This window comes from Meishania litoralis (genome assembly GCF_042611095.1).
Lineage (GTDB): Bacteria > Bacteroidota > Bacteroidia > Flavobacteriales > Flavobacteriaceae > Meishania > Meishania litoralis.
In genome coordinates this window covers 722,089-747,580 of the sequence record NZ_JBHFPV010000001.1, presented here as the reverse complement: position 1 = coordinate 747,580, position 25,492 = coordinate 722,089, and the positions used below count along the sequence as shown (strand labels likewise).

The window sequence follows — 25,492 nt, the reverse complement described above, 5'->3', positions numbered from 1 at the left end:
CATGATCTAAGTTTTTTTTGGAATGTTAAACTATTAAAAATGAACGCTTGACAATATGTCAAAACCTTGATCAAGGCCATTTAAAACCTGATATATGTCATAGTTTCGGTTTTTGTCTTGCTCTAGTTTTACGCTATGATTTTTACGAACGAAATGAAGAACATTCTAATACCTACCGACTTCTCTGAAAATGCTTGGAATGCGATTCGGTATGCCATCGAACTCTATAAAAATGAGGAGTGTACTTTTCATTTATTGAACACCTATACCCCGGCAATAGCCAGTAGCCGTTTTATGGCCTCAGGTTCCAGTACCGTTATGTCAGGAGATGGGGCAAGGCTGCATTCTGAACGCGGATTGAAAGAGGTTTTGCTGCGGATCAAGTCGAATTCATATTATAAGAATCACAGCTTTAAGACCATATCTTCATTTAGTTTATTGATAGATCAGGTAAAGGAGACCGTCGAAGACCACAATATCGATTTGGTCGTAACCGGTACCAAAGGAGCATCGGGCCTCGAAGAAGTTTTTATGGGCAGTAATACGGTACGAATTATCAAGGCCGTAAAAAATTGTCCGGTCTTGGCGGTTCCAGAGCATTTTGAATTTGCCACGCCGAACGAAATTGCCTTTGCGACCGACTTCAACCGATTCTTTACCCAATCTGAATTGCGACCGATATTTGAAATGGCAAACGCCTTTGCCGCTACCATACGCATTGTTCATGTACAATATGAGATCAAGGCATTGACCGAGCTACAGCAGTTCAATTTGAACATGCTGCGCAAATATTTTGCTGATGTCGAACATTACGTTCATACGGTCTCTGAATTGAATTCCGTTTCCAAAACCCTTGAGGTATTTGCCAAAGAGCTGGATATACATCTTTTGGCAATGCTGAATTTTCAGCATAGTTATATGGAAAAAATTACCCGAGAACCTGTTATTAAACGTGTAGCCTTTCATACTCAGATTCCATTGTTGGTTATACCTGAGTTAGGGATGGGTAAACCTTCCACAAACAAGGAGAGGCGGGCAATGTCAGTTTCCGATTGATCGGTTTTTATCGAAAACATAACACTGACGAATTCGTAGTTTGGCCGTCTTGTGTTGGTCATTGTCAAAACCTTTGTTATCTTTGCCGTGTTGTGTTGTGACCCATAACCCTTAGGCGGGTTAGGGCCAATGAAAGGCTTTCCATAAAAGGAAGGCTTTTTTTGTTTCTTCTTTAGGAGGCAGGCCTACGTCTGTCACATTTCGAATTCCACAGAAGTTTCCTTAATTTTTAGAAAATACCGCAACTTTTGTCAGCCTTTGCAAAAGTATAAGGTCTTGGACGCTCGAATCGGTAGGAGTACCGTAAAACTTCAACATGGGATTGCCAAAGCAGTATTTGTCGTATTTTTATGGAAGACTAAATTCTTGGTATTATGCCCTTATATCACAAACTCGGAAGAATTCCCCAGAAAAGACACACGCAATTCAAAAAGGAAGACGGAACCCTGTATTATGAACAGTTGTTCGGTACCATTGGCTTTGATGGAATGTCGTCGTTGATGTACCACGTTCACCGACCGACACAGGTTAAAGATGTGGGGAAGACTTTGGATATTTCTCCGAGGGCCGCGGTCGATTACAATATCAAATCACGATTGTTAAAGGGTCTTGAGATTAAGCCCAAGGATGATTTTTTGGAAAGTAGAAAGGTAGTGCTTTTCAATGGCGATGTTCATGTTGGCCTGGCGGCGCCAAAAAAATCAATGACAGATTATTTTTATAAGAACACCGATGCCGATGAACTTTTATTTGTCCATAAAGGAACGGGAACTTTAAAAACTATGCTCGGTGAAATTCCATTCGAATATGGCGATTATCTTTTGATTCCAAGAGGAATGATCTATCAAATGGAGTTCAATACAAATGACAATAGGCTTTTGATAACCGAATCGTATCATCCGATCTATACCCCGAAAAGATATCGTAACTGGTTTGGGCAACATCTTGAACATTCTCCATTCTGCGAACGGGATTTTAAGTTGCCCCAAAACCTAAAGACCCACGATGAGAAGGGAGAGTTTTTGATAAAGGTCAAGAAACAAGGGCAATTGCACCATTTGATTTATGCAACGCATCCTTTTGATATCGTTGGCTGGGACGGTTATAATTTTCCCTACGGATTTTCCATACATAATTTCGAGCCCATCACGGGCCGTGTGCACCAACCGCCCCCGGTACACCAGACTTTTGAGACCGCTGCTTTTGTTGTCTGCTCGTTCTGTCCACGATTGTACGATTACCATCCCGAGGCGATACCGGCACCCTATAACCATTCGAACATAGATTCTGATGAAGTCTTATATTATGTCGATGGCGATTTTATGAGCAGAAAGGGTATCGATCAAGGCTATATTTCATTGCATCCGGCCGGTATTCCACATGGGCCGCACCCCGGTACTTATGAGGCAAGTATTGGCAAAAAAGGCACCGAAGAACTTGCCGTAATGATCGATACGTTCAAACCATTGCAATTGACGCAGGCTGCCCTGGATATCGATGATGGCAAGTATTATCAAAGTTGGTTGGAATAAAACTTAATAAGAGCCATGTGTTTAAGAGTTATTTCCTTATTTACGATCGTAATGTTCGCGTTCAAGGTTCATTCACACCCGACCGGTAATTTGATCGTTGTTAACGATTACGTGCTTTGGTCGTACATCAATCCCGTGCAAGACAAAGACCACCATGCTTGTATCATGATTTGGAAGGAGGGTACGGAACCTAGACCGTTGATAACCTCTAAGTTTCCCGCAAGTGATTTTATGGCCTACGCCAAGAGCAGAACGGTTTATCTCATCGAAAGAAAATATATTCAAGAAAATGACACGTTTGAGGCAAGAGTTTTGAAAGGGTCTTTAGATGGCGAATTTGAAGAGATTTGGCCTTGGTTCAAAGATGAATGGAGAATTGGCGAGGGTGGTTTCGCAATGCCTTCAGATGATGAAATAGTTTTTTGCAGCTATCCGGATATTTTAAGATTGAAAAAAGGAAAGGCCCCGAAACCTTTTCTCGAATTCGGACGAGAAGTGAAAAGGGCAAGATTTTTGACCGATGGCAACATTCTATTATTGGCCGATGATAGATGTTGGTTGACCGATGATCAAGGCAATGTTTTTAAGGAATGGAAAAACCTGATAGACGAAAATGTCGATGAACCTCCCCTAGGTAGGAATCAAATCTTCGATGTCGATTATTCGGATGGAAAGTTGTTGGTGGCCTATTGGGGAAAAAGATGTTTTTATAGTATCGATGAAAACGGAAACAGGGAAATAGTCTGGCAATTAGATGACCCAGATACGCCCCATTGGGTCGCTTTCAGGGGCAATGAAAGATTATTGTTCGCCTCGAAATTGATTTTCGACGGTAGTATGCCCAGACCAAGGCTTGTCTCTGTGAACGACAAGGAAACCAAGCCCGTATGGATCACGGATTGATCTTGGGCTTGTTGTCATATAACCTCTATTTTCTTATTGACCGTTCAAAGAAGTTATAGTAAAGTGAACCAATGATGCCGCCAACTTGGCAGTTTGATCGTCGATGTCGTATTTCGGGTTCATTTCGGCAATATCGAATGAAACCATTTTTTGTGATTTGATGATAAGTTCCAATGACTCCAATACGATTTGAGTACAAAAGCCCATTGGAGAAGGGGCACTGACCCCTGGTGCATAGGCCGATGAAAACCCATCCAGATCTATGGTCACGTAGATATGGTCTACTTGTGCGATAAAATCCAATAATTCTCGCACCACAATTTTAGGGTACGACATTGAAAACTTTTCGCTCGGCATATAGGTAACGTCCAATGCTTCGGCGGTTACGAACAATTCGGCATCGTTCGCATCTTTTCGAACGCCCAGACAGAGGTATTTGAATGCCGAACCATCTTCTTTACAATCTTCGGCAATTTGAAAGAAAGGGGTGCCCGAGTTGTTTCCTTTTGAATTATTCCGTAGATCGAAATGTGCATCAAAGTTGATAATGCCGAGCGACTTGCCGCTTCCTAAATGCTTTCTGATACCGTTGTAATGTCCGTAGGCAATGTCATGTCCGCCACCCAATAGAATGGGAAAGGCACTGCTGTTCAAGAGCTGGTGTACTTTTTCAGTTACAAGATCTTGGGTCGCTTCCATATTTCCGTCAGAACATTGGATCGTGCCGATATCGAGAAACCGTGTGCCGGTATCCAAATGATTGGGCATTTTGCCCAATTGTTTTCGAATGGCATCAGGGCCTTCGAAAGCCCCCGTTCTACCATGGTTTCTCTTGACACCTTCGTCACAGGCATAGCCTATTATCGCAAATGTTTTTTGGGGATGTTCCAAGTTCGATTCATTTAGATCAACGAACTCTACTTTTTCATGCAAGTAAAGTTGTCGGTCAGAAATTCTGCCAGTCCACAGTTTTTTATCAGGTTTTACAAAGTTGCCCATAGGGTTTAATCGAATAGGTTTTCTAGTAATCCGTCCTCTACTAAATTGGGTAAAGTGACCTTGAGTTCGGGCGTGCGCTCCATTTCCCTTTTGATGGCGAACACGGCTTCTGCGTTACGCGCCCAGCTTCTACGCGATATGCCATTGTTCACATCATAGAACAGCATATTTTTCAACTTTTTGGAAGCTTCCCCGCTTCCATCGAGCACCATGCCGAACCCGCCATTGATCACCTCGCCCCAACCGACACCACCGCCATTGTGGATGGATACCCAGGTAGCTCCTCGAAAACCGTCGCCAATGACATTGTGAATGGCCATATCGGCGGTAAATTTGCTTCCATCGTAAATATTGCTCGTCTCCCGGAACGGGGAGTCGGTACCGCTTACATCGTGATGATCCCTTCCTAGAACTACCGGCGCTGAAATCTTGCCTGAAGCGATGGCCTGGTTAAAGGCTTCCGCAATCTTGGTCCGTCCTTCAGCATCGGCATATAGGATCCTTGCTTGGGAACCAACGACCAACTTATTTTGTTCGGCCTCCGAGATCCATTTAATGTTATCCTGCATTTGCTGTTGGATTTCTTCCGGTGCATTTGCCTTGATCTCCTTCATGACGGTCAATGCGATCGCATCCGTTTTTTGCAGGTCTTCCGGTTTTCCCGAAGTGCATACCCAACGAAAAGGCCCGAATCCGTAATCAAAGCACATGGGCCCAAGAATATCCTGTACATAGGAAGGATATTTAAAATCAATTCTATTCGTAGCAAATACATCGGCCCCGGCACGTGAGGCCTCCAATAAAAAGGCATTTCCGTAATCGAAGAAATAAGTACCCTTTGCGGTGTGCCTGTTTATCGCCGCTGCGTGCTTTCTAAGGGACTCCTGAACTTTTGTTTTAAAGGTGTCAGGGTCTTCACTCATCATGCGATTCGATTCCTCAAAAGAAAGCCCGACCGGATAATAACCCCCTGCCCAGGGGTTGTGCAACGATGTCTGGTCCGACCCGAGGTGCACGAAAATGTTTTCTTTGTCAAAATGCTCCCAAACATCGACCACGTTGCCGATAAAGGCAAGTGAAACGACTTCCTTCTTTTTGATCGCCGATTTTGTTCTGAGAACCAAACTATCCATATCGACGATGAGCTCATCGACCCAGCCCTGTGCGTGTCTTTTGGTAGCTGCCGCCGTATTGACCTCGGCACATACCGTGATACATCCGGCAATGTTGCCCGCTTTTGGCTGGGCGCCGCTCATACCTCCAAGGCCGGCCGTCAAGAAAACTTTTCCGGCCGGGGATTCATCCTTTTTCAAAACCTTGCGAAAAGCGTTCATAACGGTAATGGCCGTACCATGCACGATTCCTTGTGGGCCGATATACATATACGAACCAGCGGTCATCTGACCGTACTGGGTCACTCCGAGGGCATTGTATTTTTCCCAGTCGTCTGGCTTGGAGTAATTGGGAATCATCATGCCGTTCGTAACTACCACACGAGGCGCTTCTTTTGAAGATGGAAACAACCCCATCGGATGTCCCGAATAAATGTGCAACGTCTGCTCTTCGGTGATGGTGGCCAGGTATTGCATTGTCAGAAGGTATTGCGCCCAATTCTGGAATACGGCACCGTTGCCCCCATATGTGATCAGCTCCTCCGGATGTTGTGCCACTGCCGGATCCAGATTGTTTTGGATCATTAGCATGATGGCTGCGGCCTGAGGTGTTTTAGCCGGGTATTCCCCAATCTGACGTGCATATATGTCATAACTTGGTTTGAAACGATGCATATAGATTCGACCATATCGTTTCAATTCTTGGGCAAATTCCGCGGCCAGCTCGGTGTGCCAGGCTTTGGGAAAGTAGCGTAGGGCATTGCGAACAGCCAACTTTTTTTCAACCGGGGACAGGATTTCTTTGCGTACGGGTGCATGATTGGCGTTGGCTTCATATTTTTTTATTGGGGGAAGCTTTGCCGGGATGCCTTGTAATATTTCTTCTTTAAAGTTCATTTGACTATGTTCGTTATACGTTATACGTTATACGCTATACGCTATACGCTATACGCTGTTCGCCATTCGCCATACTTCATACTTCTAACCTTGTACTCGGTACTTTTCAACTATGTTTATCAAAAACTTTCGTTCCGTTCTTCCAGACGCTGCACGGTTTTAGGTTGCCCTGGTTGTATAAAATTTCCTTGTAATCATCTGTATGGAAAATGGCAAGGTCGGCCAAAAAGCCTTTCGTGAGTTGACCACGGTCTTGCAATTTCAGGGCGGCCGCTGCCCGAAACGTAATTCCCGCCAAAACTTCTGCATTCGATAACTTCTCGAAAGCTCCCAAAATGGCCGCCTGGGTCAACAGATCGCCCATGGGTGCCGAACCAGGGTTATGGTCGCTCGCAATGGATACGGATCCGCCGGCATCTAAAATCTTGCGGGCCGGCGTAAAGGAACATCCTAGCCCTATGGAGGCTCCGGGCAAGGCAGTGGCAATGGTGCCGCTTTTGGCCAAAAGTTCGATTTCACGTTCCGCGCTAGCTTCCAAATGGTCTGCGCTAAGTGCTTCAAAATCCACCGCGACCTGGCTACCTCCGGTTGTAAATTGGTCGGCATGTACGGTGAGGTCGAAACCCATATTCTTTCCTTTTTGAAAATACGGGGCGATTTGTTTGGCAGAAAAGGCACTTTCCTCGATGAAGGCGTCGATTCGGGTTGTGAGGCCTTCTTGTTTTAGAATGGGAAAAAGTGTGGTCGCCATTTCATTCAGGTAATCCTCCGCACTTCCTGCAAAATCCTTGGGAAGCATATGTGCCGCGAGACAGGTCGGAACCAAATCTGCATAGGTTTCCATATTGGCCCTTCTTATGGCCCGTAGTATCTTCAGTTCTTCATCAACGGATAACCCATAACCGCTTTTTACCTCTATCGTGGTCGTGCCGTTTTTTAAATGTCTTTTTGCGATTTTGGCTGTATTTTTTACGAGGTCTTCTTGACTTGCCTTTCTGGTTTGGGTCACGGTGTCCCAAATGCCGCCACCCGCTTTGGCGATCTCTAGATAGGTCATGCCCGCATTTCGCATCGCATAATCGTTGGCACGTGAACCCCCGAAACAGATATGGGTGTGCGAATCGACAAATCCGGGCAGCCCCGTATGGTTTCCTTTTAACTCGTAGATTTCCGCTTCATGAAATGCTTTTTTGAGTTCGTCAAAGTTGTCTATCGCATGTATTTTGTCATCCGCAATCAGGATTCCAGCATCTTTTAAAACAATAAGTTGGTCGTCCGATAGGGCACCTTTGAGGGGCAAACCTGTCATCGGGAGCAATTGTTTGAAAGGGCCAATAAGTTTTAGGTCGCTCATATTCTTAATAATTCTCGAATTCTTCGGAATAGGGCACTTCAAATCTTAACTTCTTTTGCTTTTTGACCCTTTCGATAACTTTAATAATGGTTTTGTCCTTTATCATTTCAATGCCTTTTTCAATATCGTCGGCGAAGACCCTGTCTTTTTTGGCAAAGGCAACTTTTTTTCTGATTTCTTTGTGGATCTCGTCCAAGAAAACCCCGGATTTTAAGGGTTTTCTATATTCGAACGCCTGCGCGGCGGTCAATAATTCAATGGCCAATATTTTTTCCACGTTTTTGATGACCTGCAGGGCTTTTCTCCCCGAGATGGAGCCCATGCTTACATGATCTTCTTGTCCCAAGGAAGTCGGTATGCTATCGGCACTTGAAGGAAAGCACAGTCCCTTATTCTCGCTTGCCAAAGCTGCGCTGGTGTACTGTAAGATCATATAACCGGAATTGATCCCTGTATCTTCCATCAACAATTTGGGCACACCGGGACTATTGCCTTCTAACGCCAAGTAAATACGACGATCTGAAATATTACCGATTTCCGATGCGGCCAAGCAGGCATAATCCAAGGCCATGGCCAAGGGTTGTCCATGAAAATTGCCCCCACTAATGGTCAGCTCATCGCTAATGATCACGGGGTTGTCGGTAACGGAGTTCAGTTCGATTTCCAGGAGTTCCTTCAAATGCAACCATGCAGTTCGGCTGGCACCGTGCACTTGCGGAATGCAACGCAACGAATACGGGTCTTGAACACGTTCACAATCGATATGGTCCTCAAGAATTTCTGAACCTTTCAAAAGTCTTTTGACCCTTTTCGCAACATGCATGTTTCCCTTATAAGGCCGGACGGAATGTAATTCGTTGTAAAAAGGTTTAACGGACCCCTGCAATCCTTCGATCATCATGGCCCCTATAATATCGGCCTGTGCCAAACAACTTTGTAACTTTTCGACGGCTTTTATGGCATGGGCGGCTATGAACTGGGTGCCGTTGATGAGGGCCAACCCTTCTTTCGGACCTAATTCCAAGGGTTGTAACTTTACTTTCTTAAAGAGCGTACGTGTCGAAATGACTTTCCCTTTATAATGCACTTTGCCAAGACCTATCAAGGGTAAGAACAAATGCGAAAGTGGGGCGAGATCACCGGAAGCGCCCACCGAACCTTGTGAAGGAACCACAGGAACAGCGTCATTTTCAATATGCCATATAATCCTTTCCAAAGTTGTTTCTGAAATGCCCGAATAGCCCTTGGCCAAAGCATGAGCTTTGAGAATAAGCATCAGTTTGGCGATTTCTGTGTCGATCGGTTCGCCCACCCCGACACTATGGCTTTTGAGAATGTTGGTCTGTAGTACCTTGGTCTCGTTCTTTGATATTTTTGTTGTACATAGTGGCCCGAAACCGGTATTGATCCCGTAGACAGGATACCCCTGCTCGACAATCTCTTGTACCACCTTCCAACTCGATTTTATCTTTTGTCTCGCCGTGGCGCTGATTTTGAGCTTTGTATGCCCAGTGGAGATGGCAAGTGCAATTCCTGAAGTCAAATGGCCTTCTCCCAGATCAAATGTTTTTGGAAAATTCGTCATGAATTGGTCGCTTCGTTTTTCAAAAATATCGATTCTAATTTTAATTGTTGCACTTACAATTAATGACCTTTTAACGATTTTAAGAACCGATAGACACAAGAAATGGGAAGATGGCCATTAAATAGCTAGTTTGTGCCCCCAAATCGATATAAATGAATAACAGTATAGTCAGTTTTTGGTCGAAGAAGAGCCTATATGGCCTATCATTATTCTTGGTGCTGCAAGCGTGTAGCAACGATAATGAAATTGAAGAAAAACCCTATAGTGAAGAGCCCTTGCTACATTATAATTTCAATGGTAACTTTATCAATATTGCGGGAACGGGCAACAATGGCATTCAAAGCGGAGGCGTAGTGTTCGCAGAAGACCGTCAAGGAAACCCTGAAAGTGCCGCTTACTTTGATGGCATCGATGATCGTCTTAAATTTGAAAATCCGCTTCGCGAATCGGGTCGCGCCTATTCGATAAGCGGTTGGTTCAAACCCGAAGAACCGTTCAACGGCAATCTGGTAGTCGTAATGCGCCAAGGAACGGTCTGCAATATCAGGATTACAAAACTCGATAATTCAAACTCTGCGGTTTGCTTTGACAATTACATTGATTCGGGTTGGAAAAACAACTGTCATGACTTTGATGATGATGAATGGTTCCATGTGGTTGGGGTTTACCAAAAGGATAATCATAGCAAGATTTATATAAACGGAACATTGGTCGCCCAACAGGCTAATGCCAATGGTTCGACCGATGTGTCGCCTGATTTTACGTTGGACTCTTATCTAGGGGCTATTATTCGTGAAGATACGACCAATGATCCCGATACGTTTTGGAAAGGGGCCATAGACGACTTCATTATATATGAAAAGGCATTGAACCCGACGGAAGTACTGGATTTATATCAGGGTAACGGACTTGAGTAAGCTTTCACCTAGAGTCATTTTCTAATTTTACTGCCCGTGTTACCTTGATTTTTTATGTCAATGGTCTTGATAAGTTGCTATTTTCGAATTAATATTACAATACTCACGTATTAACTTTATTAATAGAAAACAGACCCTTAAGACATAGTCTATGATATACGATATTATTAGAAGAAGACGCTCCATATTTCCCAATCAATATATCGATAAACCAATAGCGAAATCGGATATTGAAAAAATACTGCAAGCGGCCAACTGGGCACCTACCCATAAAAAGACCGAACCATGGCGCTTTAAAGTTCTACAAGGCGAATCTCAAGAAAAATTGGGGCTGTTCTTATCTCTAAAATATTTGGAAACCGAGCCCAGACCAAAAGAGTTCAAGGCCAAAAAGTTAATGGACAATCCGAAAAGGGCAGGGGCAATTATTGTCATATGCATGCAGCGAGATTCATTGGAAAGTTTACCTGAATGGGAAGAGATCGCCGCCACTGCCATGGCCGTGCAGAACATGTGGCTCTGTTGCACCGAAATGGGCATTGGTTGTTATTGGAGTTCGCCCGGACTTATAAAATATATGGACGAGTTCTTTGAACTGGCGCCCAGAGAAAAATGTTTGGGATTTTTTTATATGGGGTATTACGAAGGGGAAATTCCTGAAATGACACGAAGGCCGATCGAGGATAAAGTGGTCTGGGGATAAGCGCTCAATCGAAGAAAGGAAATAGGGCACGACGATAATCCCAAGCCGTAGAGATAAAGATGCCCAAGAATATAAGGGTAACGATCAATTTCATAAAAGTACCGGTTAAGAATCCAAGAAATGATCCAAAGGCGGCCTTTAAGGCTGTTTTTTGATCTGCCTTATTGATGATTTCCCCAATAAATGCACCCACGAAAGGCCCGATAATAATGCCGCCGGGAATGGGGGCCAAAAGACCGACGATCAATCCAAGGGTCGCACCTATCATTCCTGCTTTTGTACCGCCGAACTTTTTGGTTCCAATTGCAGGTATGGCATAATCAAGCCCAAAAACGATCAGCGCCACCGCCCCGGTAATTCCCAAAACCCACCAATCGTCGGCTACCGCTTGGGTCATGAAGAGCAAAAGAAGCCCCAGCCAACTTACCGGTGGCCCGGGAAGTACGGGCAAGAAGCTCCCCAAAATACCCACGAACATCAAGATAAAACCAATAACAAAAAGTGCAATATCCATAAGGTGATCATTATCTCCCAGAAGGGAGCAGTTCCCCGTTGGACGAAGATAAACCGAATTTGTTACACATCGAACTTTATGGTTTTTTAATATTTTATAAGTTTTCGATTTTTTAAACTAAAAAATTAGTTAAAACTAAAGCTTTAGTTATATTTGTTTTATCATTCAACTAAAAAATTAGTTCAAAAAGACTCCCGTGAAGGATGAAACCATAATAAAACACTTTAATTCATGAAGCAACTTACAAAAGCCGAAGAAGAGGTAATGCAGATTTTATGGCGGTTGCAAAAATGCAATGTGGCGGCCATCATCAAAAAACTACCTGACCCGAAACCGGCATACAACACAGTATCGACCATAGTGCGCATTCTAGAAAGTAAAGGTTTTGTGGATCACGAGCAAGAGGGTAAGGGTTACCTGTATTTTCCGGTAGTCAAGAAATCGGACTACAGCAACCAGTCCATCAACAAATTGGTCGATGGTTATTTTCAGGGTTCCTTTAAGAGTATGGTTTCCTTTTTTATGAAGAATAACGATTTGAGCCTTTCCGAATTGGAATCCATTTTAAAAGAGATAAAGAAAACCGATAATTAAAACTTTTACGATGATACAATATATGTTGGAGTGTATCGCCTTTCAATTGGTGTTCCTCGTCATCTATGATTTTATGCTCAAAAGGGAAACTTTTTTCCAATGGAACCGTGCGTACCTGATCGGCACCTATGTATTGTCCCTGGTGCTTCCCTGGGTCAAGATCGAGGCTTTAAGGAGTACTTTGCCCGAACGGTATTTTGTGTACCCCATGTTCTTGGCGGATATCGATGCAATCGGTAACGGTTCTCTGACCGAAGGCCCGCGATTCAATATTTCTTGGGGAGAGACGATTTTGTTCGGGGGAATGTTCTTGGCCGCGATTTACTTTGGCCATAAATTATTTCAGATCTACCGACTTCGAAAAAATGGAGAGATTCGATATTTTCCAAATTTCACAAGAATAGTCATTGCGAACAGTCAAATGGCCTTTTCATTTTTTAGGTTCATTTTCTTGGGTGACAAGGTTTTGCAAAGGGAACATCAAAGTATCATACGGCACGAGTTGGTACACATTGAGCAAAAACATTCATGGGACCTGCTGTTTTTTGAGTTGATGCGTATCATAGGTTGGTTCAACCCTTTGGTATATGTTTATCAGCAACGGGTTTCTGAACTGCACGAGTTCATCGCCGATTCTTACGTCGCCAAGACCCATAAAAAAGAACAGTACGAAGTTTTGCTTTCGCAAATATTTCAGACCGAGAACATTTCTTTTATCAATCAATTTTTTAAAAGTTCATTAATCAAAAAACGAATAGTCATGTTACAAAAAGCAAAATCAAAAAAAGTTTGGCAATTAAAGTATTTGATGTTGGTGCCCTTGGTTTTAGGGATGTTGGTCTATACCTCTTGTGAACAGGAGAATATAAGAATAGAATCACCGGAAATAGGGGAAAGCGACTTGTCTAGCAAGTCCAGTACGAAATATTTAGAAAAATATGATGTATTCGTTTCTTATGCTGTTGGTGATATCAAAAATTTAACGGATGAAGAAAAAAATTTGGTATTTAGCTCATTGGTAAACCTCTCGAAAAAGCCTAAAACTTGGGCGGTGCAAGTACAAGATGCTAATAGCAATGCTGTCCGATATGTCCATTCGGACGATGGTTCTTATATTACAATTGATGGACATGACGAAAAAATTTCGGCTACTATGATGATAATTACGGAATCATCCAAAGACGAAGAAACAGTTGTTGGAATTGATGGCAATGGGAAGATGATGCCTTTTCGACTAGTTGATGAACCGCCCATTTTTCCAGGCTGCGAAAATGTAAATGATAAGACCGAATGTTTTCAAGACATGATGAGAAAGCACATTGTGCAACATTTCAAATACCCCCAAGAAGCTCAAGAAAAAGGCATACAGGGCAAGGTATACCTTAGTTTTATTATCGATGAACAAGGCCATGTGACCGAATTAAAAAAACGGGGTCCTGACGCATTGTTGGAGGCCGAGGCCGAACGTATCGTCAGTCTATTGCCCAAGATGATGCCGGGCAAGCACAAAGGCGAGTTGGTCAAGGTGCCGTTTTCGGTTCCGATTACCTTCAGGTTGCAATAAAAAGAAGTTGATAGTTGAAAAAGGCGATTTTATATTTTCTTACAATCTCTTGTTTTAACGTTTATGCACAAGACGGGCCGACAATGATTGCCGATAGCCTGTATCGGTTGGGCAATTATTCAGAAGCCATAAATCAGTATGCAAAAGATGGTTCTGCGACTTCAAAACTTCAGATTGCCAGGGCGTATAATGCTATTGGAAACTATGATAAGGCTATTTTGGAATATGAAGGCCTGATCGCCTCAAACAACACCTCGAACGTTGCGCAATTCGAACTGGGCAAACTTTATTTTAAGCTAGGAAGGTTTCAAAAGGCCAATGGGGTTTTTTACGCCCTCACCCAAGAAGAAAATGACAACCCTGAATATTATTATTACATGGGTGAAACGTATCGCCAAATGGCAAATGATGCCGGTAGTCTGGTCGCCTATAAATATGCGGTCGCTATCGATAGCACTCATTTACGAAGCCTTTTTCAGTTGGGTAGATACTTCGTTGTCAAAAAGGAGAAGCAACAAGCCTTGCATTTTATCGATATGGGGTTGCGGTTTTACGAAGACGATGTAGCCCTGCTCAATCTAAAGGCCTTGGCAATGTTTAACGATTACGATTATAAAGGGGCGGCACCTCTTTTCGAGCGCTTGCTTGAACTGCGGGAGGAAAAACCACATATCTATGAAAAACTGGGACACAGTTATTATCAGCTGTGGGAATTCGAAAAGGCTAAAAAGATGTATCGGGACTTGCTAAAATTTCCTGATTTTGCGCCCGATGCCTATAACGGTCTGGGATACACTTTCTATAAGGAAAGACAGATCGATAGTGCCGAGGTTTATTTCAAGAAGGCCATAACCGCCAAAAAGCCCAATTTAAGCCAAGAATATACTGCATTGGCCAGCCTGGCTCGTACAAGGAAAGATTTGGAGTCTGCCCTGAGTTACTATCGATTGGCCTATAACGAAGATGAAACCGATCATAGGGCCTACTATCAAATTTGCACGGTCGCCGATCAATATTACAAAGACCCAAAAGCCAAATGGGAACTTTATGAAGGCTTCATAAAAAAGTTTGGTGCTGAGAAAACATACCTATCCGATTTCGTTAAAAAACGGATTTCAGAACTGAAGCAAGAAATCCATATGGCACACGAATGACTTAAAAATCGTAATTTCAGCGCAAGTAATACGGTGGATGCGAATTTTTTGGTTCTTAGTGATCACTTTTCTTTTTGTTTCCTGTGATTTTGAAAAGTCGAAGGAAAAAAAAACGCGTGAACTGGTCAATCAAGAAATGCGCGATATCGATTGGAACGAGGTCGATAACTATCCCCTTTTTGAAAATTGTGACGAACTTTCGAACAAATCGGCACAGAAGGATTGTTTTAAAAACGAAGTAATAAAGCACTTTACAACCACATTGCAAGAATTTGAATTTGTTCTAAATGAAGGAATAAACGCCACGATCTATGTTGATTTCATTGTCGATCAAGAAGGGAATATTGAGGTTTTGAATATCGAGAAGAGTAGAATGATCGACTTGCAGATGCCCGAGTTCGACGGTATTATCGTTCAGGGCCTTAAGGGGCTTCCTGAAATTGCGCCCGCCCTGAAAAGGGGCGTTCCCGTTAAAAGCAAATATCGTATCCCCATTGAATTGAATGCCAAATGAAGTTCAAGCACATATTCAAGTTCAATTACAAATACAAGTTCAAACACAGGTATAATTTCAAATATGTAGGCCTAAAATCGTAATCCCTATCCGTCGCACCGAGCTAGTCAAAGTGCTGTGGAATACTTAAAACCAAAACGTAAAAATTGTCCAAGGAAAAGATCATACTCGGCATCGACCCCGGAACCACGATTATGGGGTTCGGTATTATCAAGGTCGTTGACAAGAAGATGGAATTCGTTCAGATGAACGAGCTGCAGCTAGGCAAGTACAAAGATCCTTATACCAAGCTCAAACTCATTTTTGAACGTACATTACAGCTTATAGACACCTATCACCCAGATGAAATGGCCATTGAAGCTCCTTTTTATGGCAAGAACGTGCAATCGATGTTAAAGTTGGGGCGTGCACAGGGTGTGGCCATGGCTGCCGGATTATCACGACAGATCCCCATTACCGAATACCTTCCCAAGAAAATAAAGATGGCCATTACGGGCAACGGCAATGCAAGTAAAGAACAGGTCGCGAAGATGTTGCAAAGTACCTTGCAATTGAAAACCTTGCCCAAAAATCTTGATAGTACCGATGGCTTGGCCGCGGCAGTATGTCATTTCTATAATGAAGGTCGTGTTGAGGTCGGTAAAAGTTATTCAGGTTGGGAGGCTTTCGTGAAGCAGAATGGCCAACTGATTACCAAAAGGGGAACCACCATTGCTTCGAACATCGATTTGAGAAAAAAGAAAAAATAGTTCATCCCTTTGGAATCTAAAACCTTGAACGCATCAGAAAAGCATCTCCCCTTTGGGGGGATAAGAGGGGGGCTTGGCATCTACATCCACATTCCTTTTTGTAAACAAGCATGTCATTATTGCGATTTCCATTTTTCTACCTCAATGGCAAAAAAGGATGCGATGGTCTTGGCCTTGCAAAAAGAGCTGGAACTCCGAAAAAATGAATTTGGAAGTGAAATCGTCGAAACCATTTATTTTGGGGGAGGCACACCATCGGTATTGACATCCCAAGAAATCGATCGATTGATTCGTACGGTTTACGATAACTATCAAGTCTCCCAAACCCCAGAAATCACTTTGGAGGCCAATCCCGATGATTTGGTGTCTGTTCGAGCGCAGTCGAGAACTATCTTTGCGGACTATATTGACAGCGGGATCAACCGCCTCAGCATAGGTATACAATCATTTTTCGACGACGATCTAAAGTTGATGAACCGGGCACATAACGCCCGCGAAGCTGAAAACTGCATTTCGGAAGCCTCTAAGAAGTTTGAAAATATTTCAATCGATTTGATCTATGGTATTCCCGGGATGGACGATAAACGCTGGAAGAAAAATATAGATAAGGCCTTGACATATGGCATTCCGCATGTCTCGAGCTATGCTTTGACCGTTGAACCAAGGACGGCTTTGGCACATATGGTCAAAAAGGGAGAAGTGGCCGACGTAGACGAGGAAGATGCAGGGAGGCAATTTTATATGCTGGTCGATATCATGCAAGCCAATGGTCTTATCAATTACGAAATTTCGAATTTTGGCAAAGAAGGCTTTTTCTCAAAAAACAATTCGGCCTATTGGCAAGGAAAAAAATATTTGGGTATCGGCCCCTCCGCACATTCTTTTGATGGGGCCCGGCGTAGCTGGAACGTGAGCAATAATTCAAAATACCTAAAGGGCATCGACGAAGGAAGGCTTCTAATTGAAAGCGAAATGTTGACTACGACCGATCGATATAACGAATATATCATGACGGGACTGCGAACGATCTGGGGCGTATCATTACAAAAAATTGCGTCGGCCTATGGGGCCGTATATTCGAACTATCTAACAAAGCAGTGCCGGGAATATGTAAATCAAGGTTTACTGACGTTTGACGATGATATTCTAAAGGTTACCAAAAAAGGAAAGTTTTTGGTCGATGGAATCGCGGCCGATTTGTTTTTTTTGGAAAAGAAGTAAATTTGAAGGACTACTGGATGCTAGCATTACGATCGTAAAAACGAGATGCCCCAGAGTTTTGATTTACAAAGAATGGTTTATGGGATAGATTGTCAACCCGTAAAGTATCAAGAACATTAATTTGCTCCCTCTTCTTTGGAGAGGGTTGGGGAGAGGCCTATGATAGCCACTATAAAAAACAACGATACAAACTACAGGATCGATCTTTCGAAGCCCTTGGATATTTCGATACCCCTGTTCGGTAATTTTACCAATGTGAACGCATGGTACCTAGATCAACCGAGAATCGAACCGCATACCGAGGGCGAGTTTATCGGTAAAGTTTCCGAAGGGGCCTCTACGAACTTCAATGATATTTGGTTCAATCCGCATGCGCATGTTACGCACACCGAATGTGTAGGCCATATCACCGAGGAATTCCATTCGGTAAATAAGAACTTGAACAGGTTTTTCTTTTTGGCCGAGTTGGTGACCATCGCCCCCGAGAAGTACCAAAACGATTTCGTGATTTCGAGAAAGCAGATGCAGTATGCCTTGGGCGATAAAAAGAGAAATGCCGTGGTCATCAGAACAATCCCTAATCTGAAAGACAAGTTATCGCGACAATATTCGAATACGAATCCGCCCTATTTGTTGGAGCAGACGGCCGAATTTTTGGCGGCCAGAAATGTCGAGCATTTGCTGATCGATTTGCCATCTGTGGACAAGGAAAAAGACAATGGGGCTTTGTTGGCGCACAATGCCTTTTGGAACACAACGGGGAAAATTCGGAAAAATGCAACCATAACCGAGTTCGTTTTTGTTCCCAATTACATAAATGACGGTACTTATTTTTTGAACCTACAGGTGGCCCCTTTTGAAAATGACGCAAGTCCGAGCCGTCCAGTTTTATATAAAATTTTGGAAGAATGAATGCGATATTGAAGTTGGAAGAATTGTTTATGTTCATTTTGGGCATTTATCTGTTCAGTTTACTTGGTTATCAATGGTGGTTGTTTCTTCTGCTGATATTGATCCCGGATATCGGGATGATTGGTTATCTTTTTGGAAACAGAATAGGCGCTTTTACGTACAATTTGTTTCATCATAAAGGCCTAGCCGTCGCCATATATTTTATGGGGATCTATCTTTCAGTACCTTTACTTCAATTGACCGGGGTAATTTTGTTCGCCCATGCCAGCTTGGACAGGATTTTTGGTTACGGACTCAAATACGATAACGGATTCAAGTTTACCCATTTAGGTGAAATAGGAAAGAAAAATGGATAGTTTTCCCCTGCTCGTTATAGGATTTATTCTCGGGGCCATCATCATGTATTGGCTGTTCTCCCGTTTTCGCTCGAAGCAACAGAAAGAACGTACCAACGAACAGTCCGTCATACTGTTGGAAAAGATCAGAAGTGTCTGCAAGTTGATTTCGGTCGAAGGCGATTTTGCCGAAATATATTCGTATGAGAATACCAAAGACCTGTTCATGAATCTTTTCGCCGGCAGAAAGAAAGCCTTGGTCATTATCAATGCCAAGACCCATATTGGCTACGATTTTAGAAAAATAGAAATGCGGGCCGACACCGATAAGAAGAAAATTATACTGACCCATTTTCCACAACCCGAAGTATTGTCGATCGAACCCCATCTGAAGTTCTACGATATCAAGAACAGCATGTTCAACACATTTTCTTCAGATGACCTGACCAACTTGAACAAAGAGGCGCGGCAACATATCATGGATAAAATACCGAAAAGCGGACTCATGGAAACGGCAAAAAAGGAAGCTTTGGAGGCCGTGCTTTTGATAGAGAAAATTGCGGAGACCATCGGTTGGAAATTGGACTATTCCGCTTTGGAATTGGCAGAAAATCAGAAAAAAATACTTGAGAAATGAAACCGACATGATTAAAATAATCCTTAAACCCACAGAACAAAGATTATTTTTTTCTCAAAGGTTACATGTGACCATTGAATGACAATAAGTTAAACACATGAAAAAAATTATTTGCACCTTATTATTAATTGCCGCCGTTACCACCTACGGCCAAACGAAAAATGAAATGAAACAATTCGACCCTAATTTTGCGCACACCGTCTATTTTTGGCTAAAGAATCCCGATAGCCATGAAGACCGAAGCGCTTTTGAGACTTCTCTACAGAAGTTTTTGGACAATTCGGCCTATGCCAAGACCAATTTTATCGGCAAGCCCCCAAAGGCGAGCCGTGATGTGGTAGACGGTTCGTTCACCTATTCATTGATCGTAACCTTTGAATCGGCCGAGGCGCAACAGAATTATCAAGACGAGGCACCGCATAAATTGTTCATTGAAGAATCTAGCGACCTCTGGTCAAAAGTAATCGTCTACGATTCGCAGGGTATTTGAAAATGATTGCTTTTAGGACTGCTTCAAAACATGATTATAGGGCCATTGCGGCGCTACATGCCAAAAGTTGGCAACAGAATTACCGCGGGGCTCTCAGCGATAATTTTTTAGACAATAAGGTTGTGGAGGAACGATTGACCGTTTGGAAGGGTCGTCTTGAAAACCCGCGCCAGAATCAATTCGTCCTGGTTGCCGAAATAGGCAATGAAATAGTCGGGTTCATCTGTGGCTATATCGATGATCATCAAAAATATGGCACCCTTATCGATAATCTACATGTAGATTCAAATTTTATAGGTCGCCGAATCGGAGAGCGGTTGATGATAGATGCAGCTGGCCTTTTGAAAGAAAAAGGCAGAACTTCAATGTACCTATGGGTCTTGATCGGCAATACAAAAGCGGCAAGGTTTTATGAACGTATCGGCGGAAATGCTTTGGAGACCATAAATGACATCGATATCGGAGATTGCGAGATTACAAAGACAAGGTACTATTGGCCGGATCTGGAGTTTATTTCAAGATTGGCGCATTAAATAGCGAATATGAACATTGAAGAATTCAGGGAGTATTGCTTATCGAAAAAAGGCGTAACCGAAGATTTCCCTTTTGACGAACAGACTTTGGTCTTTAAGGTTATGGGTAAAATGTTTGCCCTATCGGGATTGGAAAGAACCCCGTCACAGGTCAATTTGAAATGCGACCCCGAAAGGGCTATTTCACTTCGAGAGGAATACGATGGCGATATCATTGCGGGATATCATATGAACAAAGTGCATTGGAATACGCTGTTGTTGGAATCCCTTCCTCCGAAATTGATTTTGGAGTTGACCGATCACTCGTATGACTTGGTGGTCTCAAAATTTACACGAAAGTTAAAGACCGAATTTGAAGCCCTTGATTAAATATGACCACTGAATTTGAACATATCATCCATAATCTTAAGGAGTGTTTTAACGGCAAGCCGTGGTACGGAATCTCAATGATGGAAAAGTTGGATTCCATCCCTTGGGAAATCGTGAACGACCAGAAATATAGTGCAAAGTCGATTGCCGTTTTGGTACAACATATCATCAACTGGCGTATTTTTCTTTTGAAAAAATTGCACGGTGATTTGGAATATGACCTGAAAATTGACAGCCCTGAAGATTGGACGATCATTCATATACATACCGAGAAGGAATGGAATGGTCTGAAAGACAGGTTGGTCGAGACGCAGAATGAACTTATCGAAAAACTATCCGACCTGCCCGAGACAATACTGCAAGAACAAGTGCCCGGTAAAAAGTACACTTTTCTGCCTATTTTGACCAGTATTTCGCAGCATGACATCTACCATCTGGGCCAAATAGCCATGTTGCACGCCATGCATAGGGCAAACCACTCGGGCTAGTCAATAATACATATCTTTGGCCTCATAATTTAGGGTATCTTTTCATGCATGACCTCCATTCATTTTTTCAAGAACGTATCAATAAATATGACGGGCATTTGGCAAAAGTCAAGCAAAATCTCTCGGGTTCCAGCTTGTTGCGTTTGTTGGTCTTTATAGTTACGGTGTTCGGCATTTATCTGAGCTGGGGGAATATAAAGTTGATTTTGGCGATTTTGATTCCTGGGATGGCACTTTTCCTTTATTTGGTTTCCCGACATACCGATTTACAGTATCAAAGAGATAAACTTCTGGCACTTATCGACCTGAATAAAACCGAACTGAAAGTCCTCGGACGGGATTTTGGCGATTTGCCCCAGGGCAACGAATACAAAGACCCCTGCCATCATTTTAGCCAAGATATCGACTTGTTCGGTAGGGGTTCTTTTTACCAATATCTGAACCGTACAGCTTTACAACAGGGTAGTGATACGTTGGCCGCCTTGTTGACCAAAAACGCAATTCTTGACATTGCGCAAAAACAAAAAGCGATTCAAGAACTGAGGGAGATGTACGATTGGCGCCAAGAGTTTTTGGCCATAGCTTCATTGGTAAAAACCGAAACCTCCTATAAGGCAATTAATAAATGGATGCAAGGTTACCAACCATTTTTGCCTGCCTTTATGAAAACCCTTCCGATGGTTTTTTCCATAATTTCAGCGGTGTTGTTCATAGGGTTTTTTGTGGATTTTGTTCCGGGATGGATATTGGGTCTTTGGTTTCTTTTGGGCCTGGGCATAACGGCAAAGTATTTTAAAGCGGTCAATAAACTTTCATCTGATACCGCAAAAATTCAAAGCACTTTCAACCAATACCAAAAGTTGATCCATGATTTGGAAGCTGTTGATTTTGATTCTGAATTGCTTAAGGAGAGAAGGGAAACGATTATTTCGGAAAATGAAAAAACCTCTGCTATTTTAAAACGGTTTTCAAAGTTGCTTGGGGCCTTGGACCAACGCAATAATATTCTCGTAAGTATTTTCACCAACGCTTTCTTGCTTCGAGACCTTGACCTAAGCTTTAAAATCGAGGCGTGGGTAGCGAAACACGGGGCAAAAACCGAGAATTGGTTCAATACCATCGCCTTTTTCGACGCTTATAACAGCCTGGGAAATTTTGCATTTAATCACCCTGCCTATACTTTTCCGAAGTTGACTTCGGAGAACATAGTCATAAAATCAGAAGAGGCCGGGCATCCTCTTTTGGACCCTAAAAAGTGTGTGCCTAACGATTTTCAAATCGACGATGAACAATTTTTCATCATTACCGGGGCCAATATGGCGGGTAAGAGCACGTTTCTACGCACTGTTTCTTTGCAGATCATGATGGCCAACATCGGTCTTCCGGTCTGTGCGAAAAGTACGATCTATTCGCCCATTAAATTGATTACGAGCATGCGTACCACCGATTCTTTGACCGATGATGAATCGTATTTCTTTTCTGAGTTGAAACGTCTGAAGTTTATCGTCGATCAAATTCAAAAAGACCGCTATTTTATCGTTCTCGATGAAATATTGAAAGGTACGAACAGTACCGACAAGGCCAAGGGATCAAGAAAGTTCGTTGAACGATTGGTGGCCTCAAGATCAACGGGAATCATCGCCACGCACGACCTGAGTCTGTGCAAAGTAAGCGAAGAACTGTCGCAGATCAAGAACTACTTTTTCGATGCGGAGATCATAGACAATGAACTTCATTTTGACTATAAATTCAAAGAAGGTATTTGTCAGAATATGAATGCTTCCTTTCTTTTAAAGAAGATGGGAATCGTGAGTTGATTTAGTCTCCATGTCGTCAACCCAAGGACTTAGATCTTGACCTTTTTGGTTCGTTTATTCCCCATGGCAAAAATCAATGCCAGTCCGATTAGGGCCGCAGTGCCGATCGCTCCGATCAGTATGGGGTCTATGGTACATTCGATCCACGAATAGTTTTCGGGCAAATCCCTTGCGAACGTACCCCAAATGATGATCAGAATACTAAAGACTACCGATACGACTCCCTGTAATCTTGTGATTTTTACGTTGTAAATGGCCAGTAGAAAGAGACCTAGAATTCCCCCGCCGAAAATCCCGGAAATCTGCCACCAAACATCCAACGCGCTTTTTGCCCGGATCATCAAAAGCGCAAACCCGATACCGAGTACTCCCCAGATAACGGTCGAAAGACGTAAGAATTTTAGGCTGTTTTTTTCTGAGGCACCGGGTTTAAAATACTTTTTGTAAAAATCGATGAACATAACGGTCGCCGAACTGTTCAAGGCCGAATCAACGGTACTCATCGATGCGGCCATTATAGCGGCGATCATCAACCCTTTTACGCCAATGGGCAATTCATTGGCTATAAAAAAAGGAAAGACCTCATCGCCCTTGGTAATCGCTTCATTGAGAATATGTTCGCTACCTCCGTAGAACGAAAACAAGGCCGTACCGATAAACAAAAAGATAATCGTCAACGGCAAATAGATCAACATGGCGATCCAAACTGATTTTTTAGCTTCTTTTTCGGTGGCTACGGAACTGTATTTTTGGGTATAGTTCTGATCGGCGATAAGATTGCGAATGTTCTCGGTAATGCCGTAAATGACCATGACCCAGATCGTACGGCTTCCTAGAGAAAGGTCGGAATCTCCTAAACTGAACTTATTTTGGTCGACTGCCTTTTGTATTAGATATTCGGGTCGGGCAAAAACTTCTGCGGTCAGCACATAGCTTACGAAAAGTATACCTACGATCATGATCACTGACTGCATTACATCCGTCCAAATGACGGCTTCCATACCTCCCATTAGGGTGTACAATATCGTTACGATTCCTACGAGCACGATGACCGTACCGATATCGGTATCGACGAACGAGGTCAATAAAAGTGATGAAAGATATAGTATGACGGCCACCCTTCCGACCATAAAGAGCAAGAATGAAAGCGCGGCGTACAGTCGCCCCCAACCGCCGATTTTTTCTTCCAAATAACTGTAGACCGATACGATTTTGTTTTTTCTGTAGTGGGGAATGACATATTTGGTCACGAACCAGGTTACGGGGATGGCGGTCAGTGCGAAGATCAAAGGGTGCCAATTATCATCGAAGGCCTTGCCCGGAACGGCGATATATGAGATGCTACTGGTGTAGGTGCTCATGACGGCGATGCCCGCTGCCCAGGCAGGAATGCTCTTGCCTGCGACCATGAACTGCTCGGAAGATCTACTTTTTTTAAAAAAATATACGCCCATACCCAACAGTATGAGGCCATAGATGATAATTATGGCAAGATCGATGTAGCCTAGTTCATAGTTCATTTGGTAAGGCTGAATGAGGTGTCCAAGAAAAATTCATCCATATGCGCTTTGATTTTTCCACGGTCAAGTTCGTCAAAACGCGCGACGGGTGGAGCCGTAAAATCACCACAGATACCCAAAGCCGCTAGTGCACTTTTAATGCCCTTGATATATTTTGAACTGTTCTGCCCCACGTTGTAGATGGTATTGTCTATTTGGACTATTTTTTTACGAAGTAACGTAATTCTCTGCATATCCCTCGCCAATGAGGCTTCATAAAGGTCTACAAATAGCTTGGGAAAAAAATTGGCGCCCCCGGCTACGGCACCATGTCCACCGTTCAAGATGGTCTCTGGCAGATATAGTTCGGAACCGGTAATGATCGAGAAGTCTTTATTGTTCTCAAATTCTTTGAGCAATGTTTTTAGGTAATCCAGATCACCCGAACTGTCCTTTATTCCCAGGGCGCCCATGTTTCGAGCCTTTTTGATCGTATCTATGGATAGGTTCAATTTGGTACAGCTTGGCATATTGTACAATAAAAAGGGCAACGGCAATTTGGGCAGCAGTAGTTCTAAATAGTCTTGCATTTCAGTTTGTGAAATGGGCAGATAGTAGGGAGGTGCAATGACCAGAACATCGGCACCCGCTTGCTTTGCGTGTTCGGCCAGATGCAATGACTCTTCCAATGCCGTGTCGGTGATACATACCAGTAGGGGAATGCTGTTTTGAACAAGGTTACAGGTCTCCGTAACCATTTGTCTTCTTATTTTGTAAGATAGGCTCGTTCCTTCTCCCGTAGTGCCCAAAAGAAATAATCCGTGTACCCCGCCGCCCATGACATGGCCGATTAAATTATTGAGGCCATGTAAGTCGAGTTCCCCATTTTCAGTTAATGGGGTGACCAAAGGCGGTATGATTCCTTTGAGCGGTAAGTCCATAAAAACAAATAACGCTCAAAATCGATTTTTGCGCTACTAAAATATTGTGCTAAATACATGATTTTTTAACTCAAAAAAATCCATTTAAGTTGTAAATTGAAGG

The 25,492-nt window shown here is 43.0% G+C and carries 26 protein-coding genes; 19 read left to right on the top strand and 7 right to left on the bottom strand.

Features of this window, described 5'->3' with window-relative positions; all coding sequences use genetic code 11:
* Positions 1 to 135 precede the first annotated feature (135 nt).
* The 3 genes from ACEZ3G_RS03370 (at position 136) to ACEZ3G_RS03360 (ending at position 3,491) form a co-directional block, all read left to right on the top strand.
* Complete coding sequence (locus tag ACEZ3G_RS03370) at positions 136 to 1,056, top strand: universal stress protein (RefSeq protein WP_432424063.1); 921 nt, start codon at positions 136 to 138, stop codon at positions 1,054 to 1,056.
* A 374-nt stretch (positions 1,057 to 1,430) separates the two neighbouring features.
* A complete protein-coding gene (locus tag ACEZ3G_RS03365; protein WP_432424062.1) occupies positions 1,431 to 2,588 on the top strand; it encodes a homogentisate 1,2-dioxygenase in 1,158 nt (385 codons plus the stop codon).
* Positions 2,589 to 2,603: 15 nt separating this feature from the next.
* A complete protein-coding gene (locus ACEZ3G_RS03360) occupies positions 2,604 to 3,491 on the top strand; it encodes a hypothetical protein (protein WP_432424061.1) in 888 nt (295 codons plus the stop codon).
* A 33-nt stretch (positions 3,492 to 3,524) separates the two neighbouring features.
* Here ACEZ3G_RS03360 and hutG read toward each other — a convergent pair whose 3' ends face one another.
* The 4 genes from hutG to hutH form a co-directional block, all read right to left on the bottom strand.
* Positions 3,525 to 4,490: a formimidoylglutamase gene (gene hutG / locus ACEZ3G_RS03355; protein ID WP_432424060.1), complete on the bottom strand. Its 966-nt coding sequence runs from the start codon at positions 4,488 to 4,490 to the stop codon at positions 3,525 to 3,527.
* Positions 4,491 to 4,495: 5 nt separating this feature from the next.
* Positions 4,496 to 6,499 (bottom strand): urocanate hydratase, encoded by a 2,004-nt coding sequence (locus ACEZ3G_RS03350; protein ID WP_432424059.1) that lies wholly within the window; start codon positions 6,497 to 6,499, stop codon positions 4,496 to 4,498.
* Positions 6,500 to 6,605: 106 nt separating this feature from the next.
* Positions 6,606 to 7,853 carry an imidazolonepropionase gene (gene hutI, locus ACEZ3G_RS03345; protein WP_432424058.1) on the bottom strand — a complete coding sequence of 416 codons (1,248 nt, stop codon included), beginning with the start codon at positions 7,851 to 7,853 and terminating at the stop codon, positions 6,606 to 6,608.
* A 4-nt stretch (positions 7,854 to 7,857) separates the two neighbouring features.
* Positions 7,858 to 9,438 carry a histidine ammonia-lyase gene (gene hutH, locus ACEZ3G_RS03340; protein ID WP_432424057.1) on the bottom strand — a complete coding sequence of 527 codons (1,581 nt, stop codon included), beginning with the start codon at positions 9,436 to 9,438 and terminating at the stop codon, positions 7,858 to 7,860.
* A 152-nt stretch (positions 9,439 to 9,590) separates the two neighbouring features.
* On the opposite strand from hutH, the gene ACEZ3G_RS03335 reads away from it, so the two are divergent.
* Positions 9,591 to 10,355, top strand: coding sequence for a LamG domain-containing protein (locus ACEZ3G_RS03335; protein WP_432424056.1), 765 nt, complete (start codon positions 9,591 to 9,593; stop codon positions 10,353 to 10,355).
* Between the two features lie 151 nt (positions 10,356 to 10,506).
* Positions 10,507 to 11,058 carry a nitroreductase family protein gene (locus ACEZ3G_RS03330; RefSeq protein WP_432424055.1) on the top strand — a complete coding sequence of 184 codons (552 nt, stop codon included), beginning with the start codon at positions 10,507 to 10,509 and terminating at the stop codon, positions 11,056 to 11,058.
* Between the two features lie 4 nt (positions 11,059 to 11,062).
* Here ACEZ3G_RS03330 and ACEZ3G_RS03325 read toward each other — a convergent pair whose 3' ends face one another.
* Positions 11,063 to 11,572 carry a DUF456 domain-containing protein gene (locus ACEZ3G_RS03325; RefSeq protein ID WP_432424054.1) on the bottom strand — a complete coding sequence of 170 codons (510 nt, stop codon included), beginning with the start codon at positions 11,570 to 11,572 and terminating at the stop codon, positions 11,063 to 11,065.
* A 231-nt stretch (positions 11,573 to 11,803) separates the two neighbouring features.
* Here ACEZ3G_RS03325 and ACEZ3G_RS03320 point away from each other — a divergent pair, with 231 nt between their 5' ends.
* The 14 genes from ACEZ3G_RS03320 to ACEZ3G_RS03255 all read left to right on the top strand — a co-directional run bounded on the left by ACEZ3G_RS03320 (position 11,804) and on the right by ACEZ3G_RS03255 (position 22,949).
* Entirely contained in the window at positions 11,804 to 12,166 is a 363-nt protein-coding gene (locus ACEZ3G_RS03320; RefSeq protein WP_432424053.1) for a BlaI/MecI/CopY family transcriptional regulator, read from the top strand.
* A 10-nt stretch (positions 12,167 to 12,176) separates the two neighbouring features.
* Positions 12,177 to 13,730, top strand: coding sequence for a TonB family protein (locus tag ACEZ3G_RS03315; protein WP_432424052.1), 1,554 nt, complete (start codon positions 12,177 to 12,179; stop codon positions 13,728 to 13,730).
* Between the two features lie 83 nt (positions 13,731 to 13,813).
* Positions 13,814 to 14,884, top strand: a complete 1,071-nt coding sequence (locus tag ACEZ3G_RS03310) for a tetratricopeptide repeat protein (RefSeq protein WP_432424051.1) — start codon at positions 13,814 to 13,816, stop codon at positions 14,882 to 14,884.
* 37 nt (positions 14,885 to 14,921) lie between these two features.
* Positions 14,922 to 15,398 carry a hypothetical protein gene (locus tag ACEZ3G_RS03305; RefSeq protein ID WP_432424050.1) on the top strand — a complete coding sequence of 159 codons (477 nt, stop codon included), beginning with the start codon at positions 14,922 to 14,924 and terminating at the stop codon, positions 15,396 to 15,398.
* Between the two features lie 146 nt (positions 15,399 to 15,544).
* Entirely contained in the window at positions 15,545 to 16,147 is a 603-nt protein-coding gene (gene ruvC / locus ACEZ3G_RS03300; RefSeq protein ID WP_432424049.1) for a crossover junction endodeoxyribonuclease RuvC, read from the top strand.
* A 60-nt stretch (positions 16,148 to 16,207) separates the two neighbouring features.
* A complete protein-coding gene (hemW, locus tag ACEZ3G_RS03295; RefSeq protein ID WP_432425139.1) occupies positions 16,208 to 17,368 on the top strand; it encodes a radical SAM family heme chaperone HemW in 1,161 nt (386 codons plus the stop codon).
* Between the two features lie 159 nt (positions 17,369 to 17,527).
* On the top strand, positions 17,528 to 18,280 hold the full coding sequence (locus ACEZ3G_RS03290; protein WP_432424048.1) for a cyclase family protein: 753 nt from the start codon (positions 17,528 to 17,530) through the stop codon (positions 18,278 to 18,280).
* Positions 18,277 to 18,636 (top strand): DUF4260 domain-containing protein, encoded by a 360-nt coding sequence (locus ACEZ3G_RS03285; protein WP_432424047.1) that lies wholly within the window; start codon positions 18,277 to 18,279, stop codon positions 18,634 to 18,636. The genes ACEZ3G_RS03290 and ACEZ3G_RS03285 overlap by 4 nt, the downstream gene beginning before the upstream one ends.
* Positions 18,629 to 19,252, top strand: a complete 624-nt coding sequence (locus tag ACEZ3G_RS03280; RefSeq protein WP_432424046.1) for a DUF4230 domain-containing protein — start codon at positions 18,629 to 18,631, stop codon at positions 19,250 to 19,252. The genes ACEZ3G_RS03285 and ACEZ3G_RS03280 overlap by 8 nt, the downstream gene beginning before the upstream one ends.
* 97 nt (positions 19,253 to 19,349) lie before the next feature.
* Entirely contained in the window at positions 19,350 to 19,742 is a 393-nt protein-coding gene (locus ACEZ3G_RS03275) for a Dabb family protein (protein ID WP_432424045.1), read from the top strand.
* Between the two features lie 2 nt (positions 19,743 to 19,744).
* Entirely contained in the window at positions 19,745 to 20,275 is a 531-nt protein-coding gene (locus ACEZ3G_RS03270; protein WP_432424044.1) for a GNAT family N-acetyltransferase, read from the top strand.
* Between the two features lie 9 nt (positions 20,276 to 20,284).
* Positions 20,285 to 20,644, top strand: a complete 360-nt coding sequence (locus tag ACEZ3G_RS03265; RefSeq protein WP_432424043.1) for an MmcQ/YjbR family DNA-binding protein — start codon at positions 20,285 to 20,287, stop codon at positions 20,642 to 20,644.
* Positions 20,645 to 20,646: 2 nt separating this feature from the next.
* Complete coding sequence (locus tag ACEZ3G_RS03260; RefSeq protein WP_432424042.1) at positions 20,647 to 21,132, top strand: DinB family protein; 486 nt, start codon at positions 20,647 to 20,649, stop codon at positions 21,130 to 21,132.
* A gap of 44 nt (positions 21,133 to 21,176) precedes the next feature.
* The gene (locus ACEZ3G_RS03255) at positions 21,177 to 22,949 is read left to right on the top strand and encodes a MutS-related protein (RefSeq protein ID WP_432424041.1); all 1,773 of its coding nucleotides are present in this window, start codon (positions 21,177 to 21,179) and stop codon (positions 22,947 to 22,949) included.
* A gap of 29 nt (positions 22,950 to 22,978) precedes the next feature.
* Here the strand turns inward: ACEZ3G_RS03255 and ACEZ3G_RS03250 are convergent, their stop codons facing one another.
* Entirely contained in the window at positions 22,979 to 24,469 is a 1,491-nt protein-coding gene (locus ACEZ3G_RS03250; RefSeq protein WP_432424040.1) for a sodium:solute symporter family transporter, read from the bottom strand.
* The gene (locus tag ACEZ3G_RS03245; protein ID WP_432424039.1) at positions 24,466 to 25,389 is read right to left on the bottom strand and encodes a dihydrodipicolinate synthase family protein; all 924 of its coding nucleotides are present in this window, start codon (positions 25,387 to 25,389) and stop codon (positions 24,466 to 24,468) included. Before ACEZ3G_RS03245 ends, ACEZ3G_RS03250 begins: the two co-directional genes overlap by 4 nt.
* Between the last annotated feature and the right edge of the window lie 103 nt (positions 25,390 to 25,492).

Excerpts from the sequence above, each read along its gene's own strand:
- ACEZ3G_RS03370 (WP_432424063.1), top strand. The coding sequence starts at position 136 with ATGATTTTTACGAACGAAATGAAGAACATTCTAATACCTACCGACTTC.
- ACEZ3G_RS03365 (WP_432424062.1), top strand. The coding sequence starts at position 1,431 with ATGCCCTTATATCACAAACTCGGAAGAATTCCCCAGAAAAGACACACG.
- ACEZ3G_RS03360 (WP_432424061.1), top strand. The coding sequence starts at position 2,604 with ATGTGTTTAAGAGTTATTTCCTTATTTACGATCGTAATGTTCGCGTTC.
- hutG (WP_432424060.1), bottom strand. The coding sequence starts at position 4,490 with ATGGGCAACTTTGTAAAACCTGATAAAAAACTGTGGACTGGCAGAATT.
- ACEZ3G_RS03350 (WP_432424059.1), bottom strand. The coding sequence starts at position 6,499 with ATGAACTTTAAAGAAGAAATATTACAAGGCATCCCGGCAAAGCTTCCC.
- hutI (WP_432424058.1), bottom strand. The coding sequence starts at position 7,853 with ATGAGCGACCTAAAACTTATTGGCCCTTTCAAACAATTGCTCCCGATG.
- hutH (WP_432424057.1), bottom strand. The coding sequence starts at position 9,438 with ATGACGAATTTTCCAAAAACATTTGATCTGGGAGAAGGCCATTTGACT.
- ACEZ3G_RS03335 (WP_432424056.1), top strand. The coding sequence starts at position 9,591 with ATGAATAACAGTATAGTCAGTTTTTGGTCGAAGAAGAGCCTATATGGC.
- ACEZ3G_RS03330 (WP_432424055.1), top strand. The coding sequence starts at position 10,507 with ATGATATACGATATTATTAGAAGAAGACGCTCCATATTTCCCAATCAA.
- ACEZ3G_RS03325 (WP_432424054.1), bottom strand. The coding sequence starts at position 11,572 with ATGGATATTGCACTTTTTGTTATTGGTTTTATCTTGATGTTCGTGGGT.
- ACEZ3G_RS03320 (WP_432424053.1), top strand. The coding sequence starts at position 11,804 with ATGAAGCAACTTACAAAAGCCGAAGAAGAGGTAATGCAGATTTTATGG.
- ACEZ3G_RS03315 (WP_432424052.1), top strand. The coding sequence starts at position 12,177 with ATGATACAATATATGTTGGAGTGTATCGCCTTTCAATTGGTGTTCCTC.
- ACEZ3G_RS03310 (WP_432424051.1), top strand. The coding sequence starts at position 13,814 with ATGATTGCCGATAGCCTGTATCGGTTGGGCAATTATTCAGAAGCCATA.
- ACEZ3G_RS03305 (WP_432424050.1), top strand. The coding sequence starts at position 14,922 with ATGCGAATTTTTTGGTTCTTAGTGATCACTTTTCTTTTTGTTTCCTGT.
- ACEZ3G_RS03290 (WP_432424048.1), top strand. The coding sequence starts at position 17,528 with ATGATAGCCACTATAAAAAACAACGATACAAACTACAGGATCGATCTT.
- ACEZ3G_RS03285 (WP_432424047.1), top strand. The coding sequence starts at position 18,277 with ATGAATGCGATATTGAAGTTGGAAGAATTGTTTATGTTCATTTTGGGC.
- ACEZ3G_RS03280 (WP_432424046.1), top strand. The coding sequence starts at position 18,629 with ATGGATAGTTTTCCCCTGCTCGTTATAGGATTTATTCTCGGGGCCATC.
- ACEZ3G_RS03275 (WP_432424045.1), top strand. The coding sequence starts at position 19,350 with ATGAAAAAAATTATTTGCACCTTATTATTAATTGCCGCCGTTACCACC.
- ACEZ3G_RS03270 (WP_432424044.1), top strand. The coding sequence starts at position 19,745 with ATGATTGCTTTTAGGACTGCTTCAAAACATGATTATAGGGCCATTGCG.
- ACEZ3G_RS03265 (WP_432424043.1), top strand. The coding sequence starts at position 20,285 with ATGAACATTGAAGAATTCAGGGAGTATTGCTTATCGAAAAAAGGCGTA.
- ACEZ3G_RS03260 (WP_432424042.1), top strand. The coding sequence starts at position 20,647 with ATGACCACTGAATTTGAACATATCATCCATAATCTTAAGGAGTGTTTT.
- ACEZ3G_RS03255 (WP_432424041.1), top strand. The coding sequence starts at position 21,177 with ATGCATGACCTCCATTCATTTTTTCAAGAACGTATCAATAAATATGAC.
- ACEZ3G_RS03250 (WP_432424040.1), bottom strand. The coding sequence starts at position 24,469 with ATGAACTATGAACTAGGCTACATCGATCTTGCCATAATTATCATCTAT.
- ACEZ3G_RS03245 (WP_432424039.1), bottom strand. The coding sequence starts at position 25,389 with ATGGACTTACCGCTCAAAGGAATCATACCGCCTTTGGTCACCCCATTA.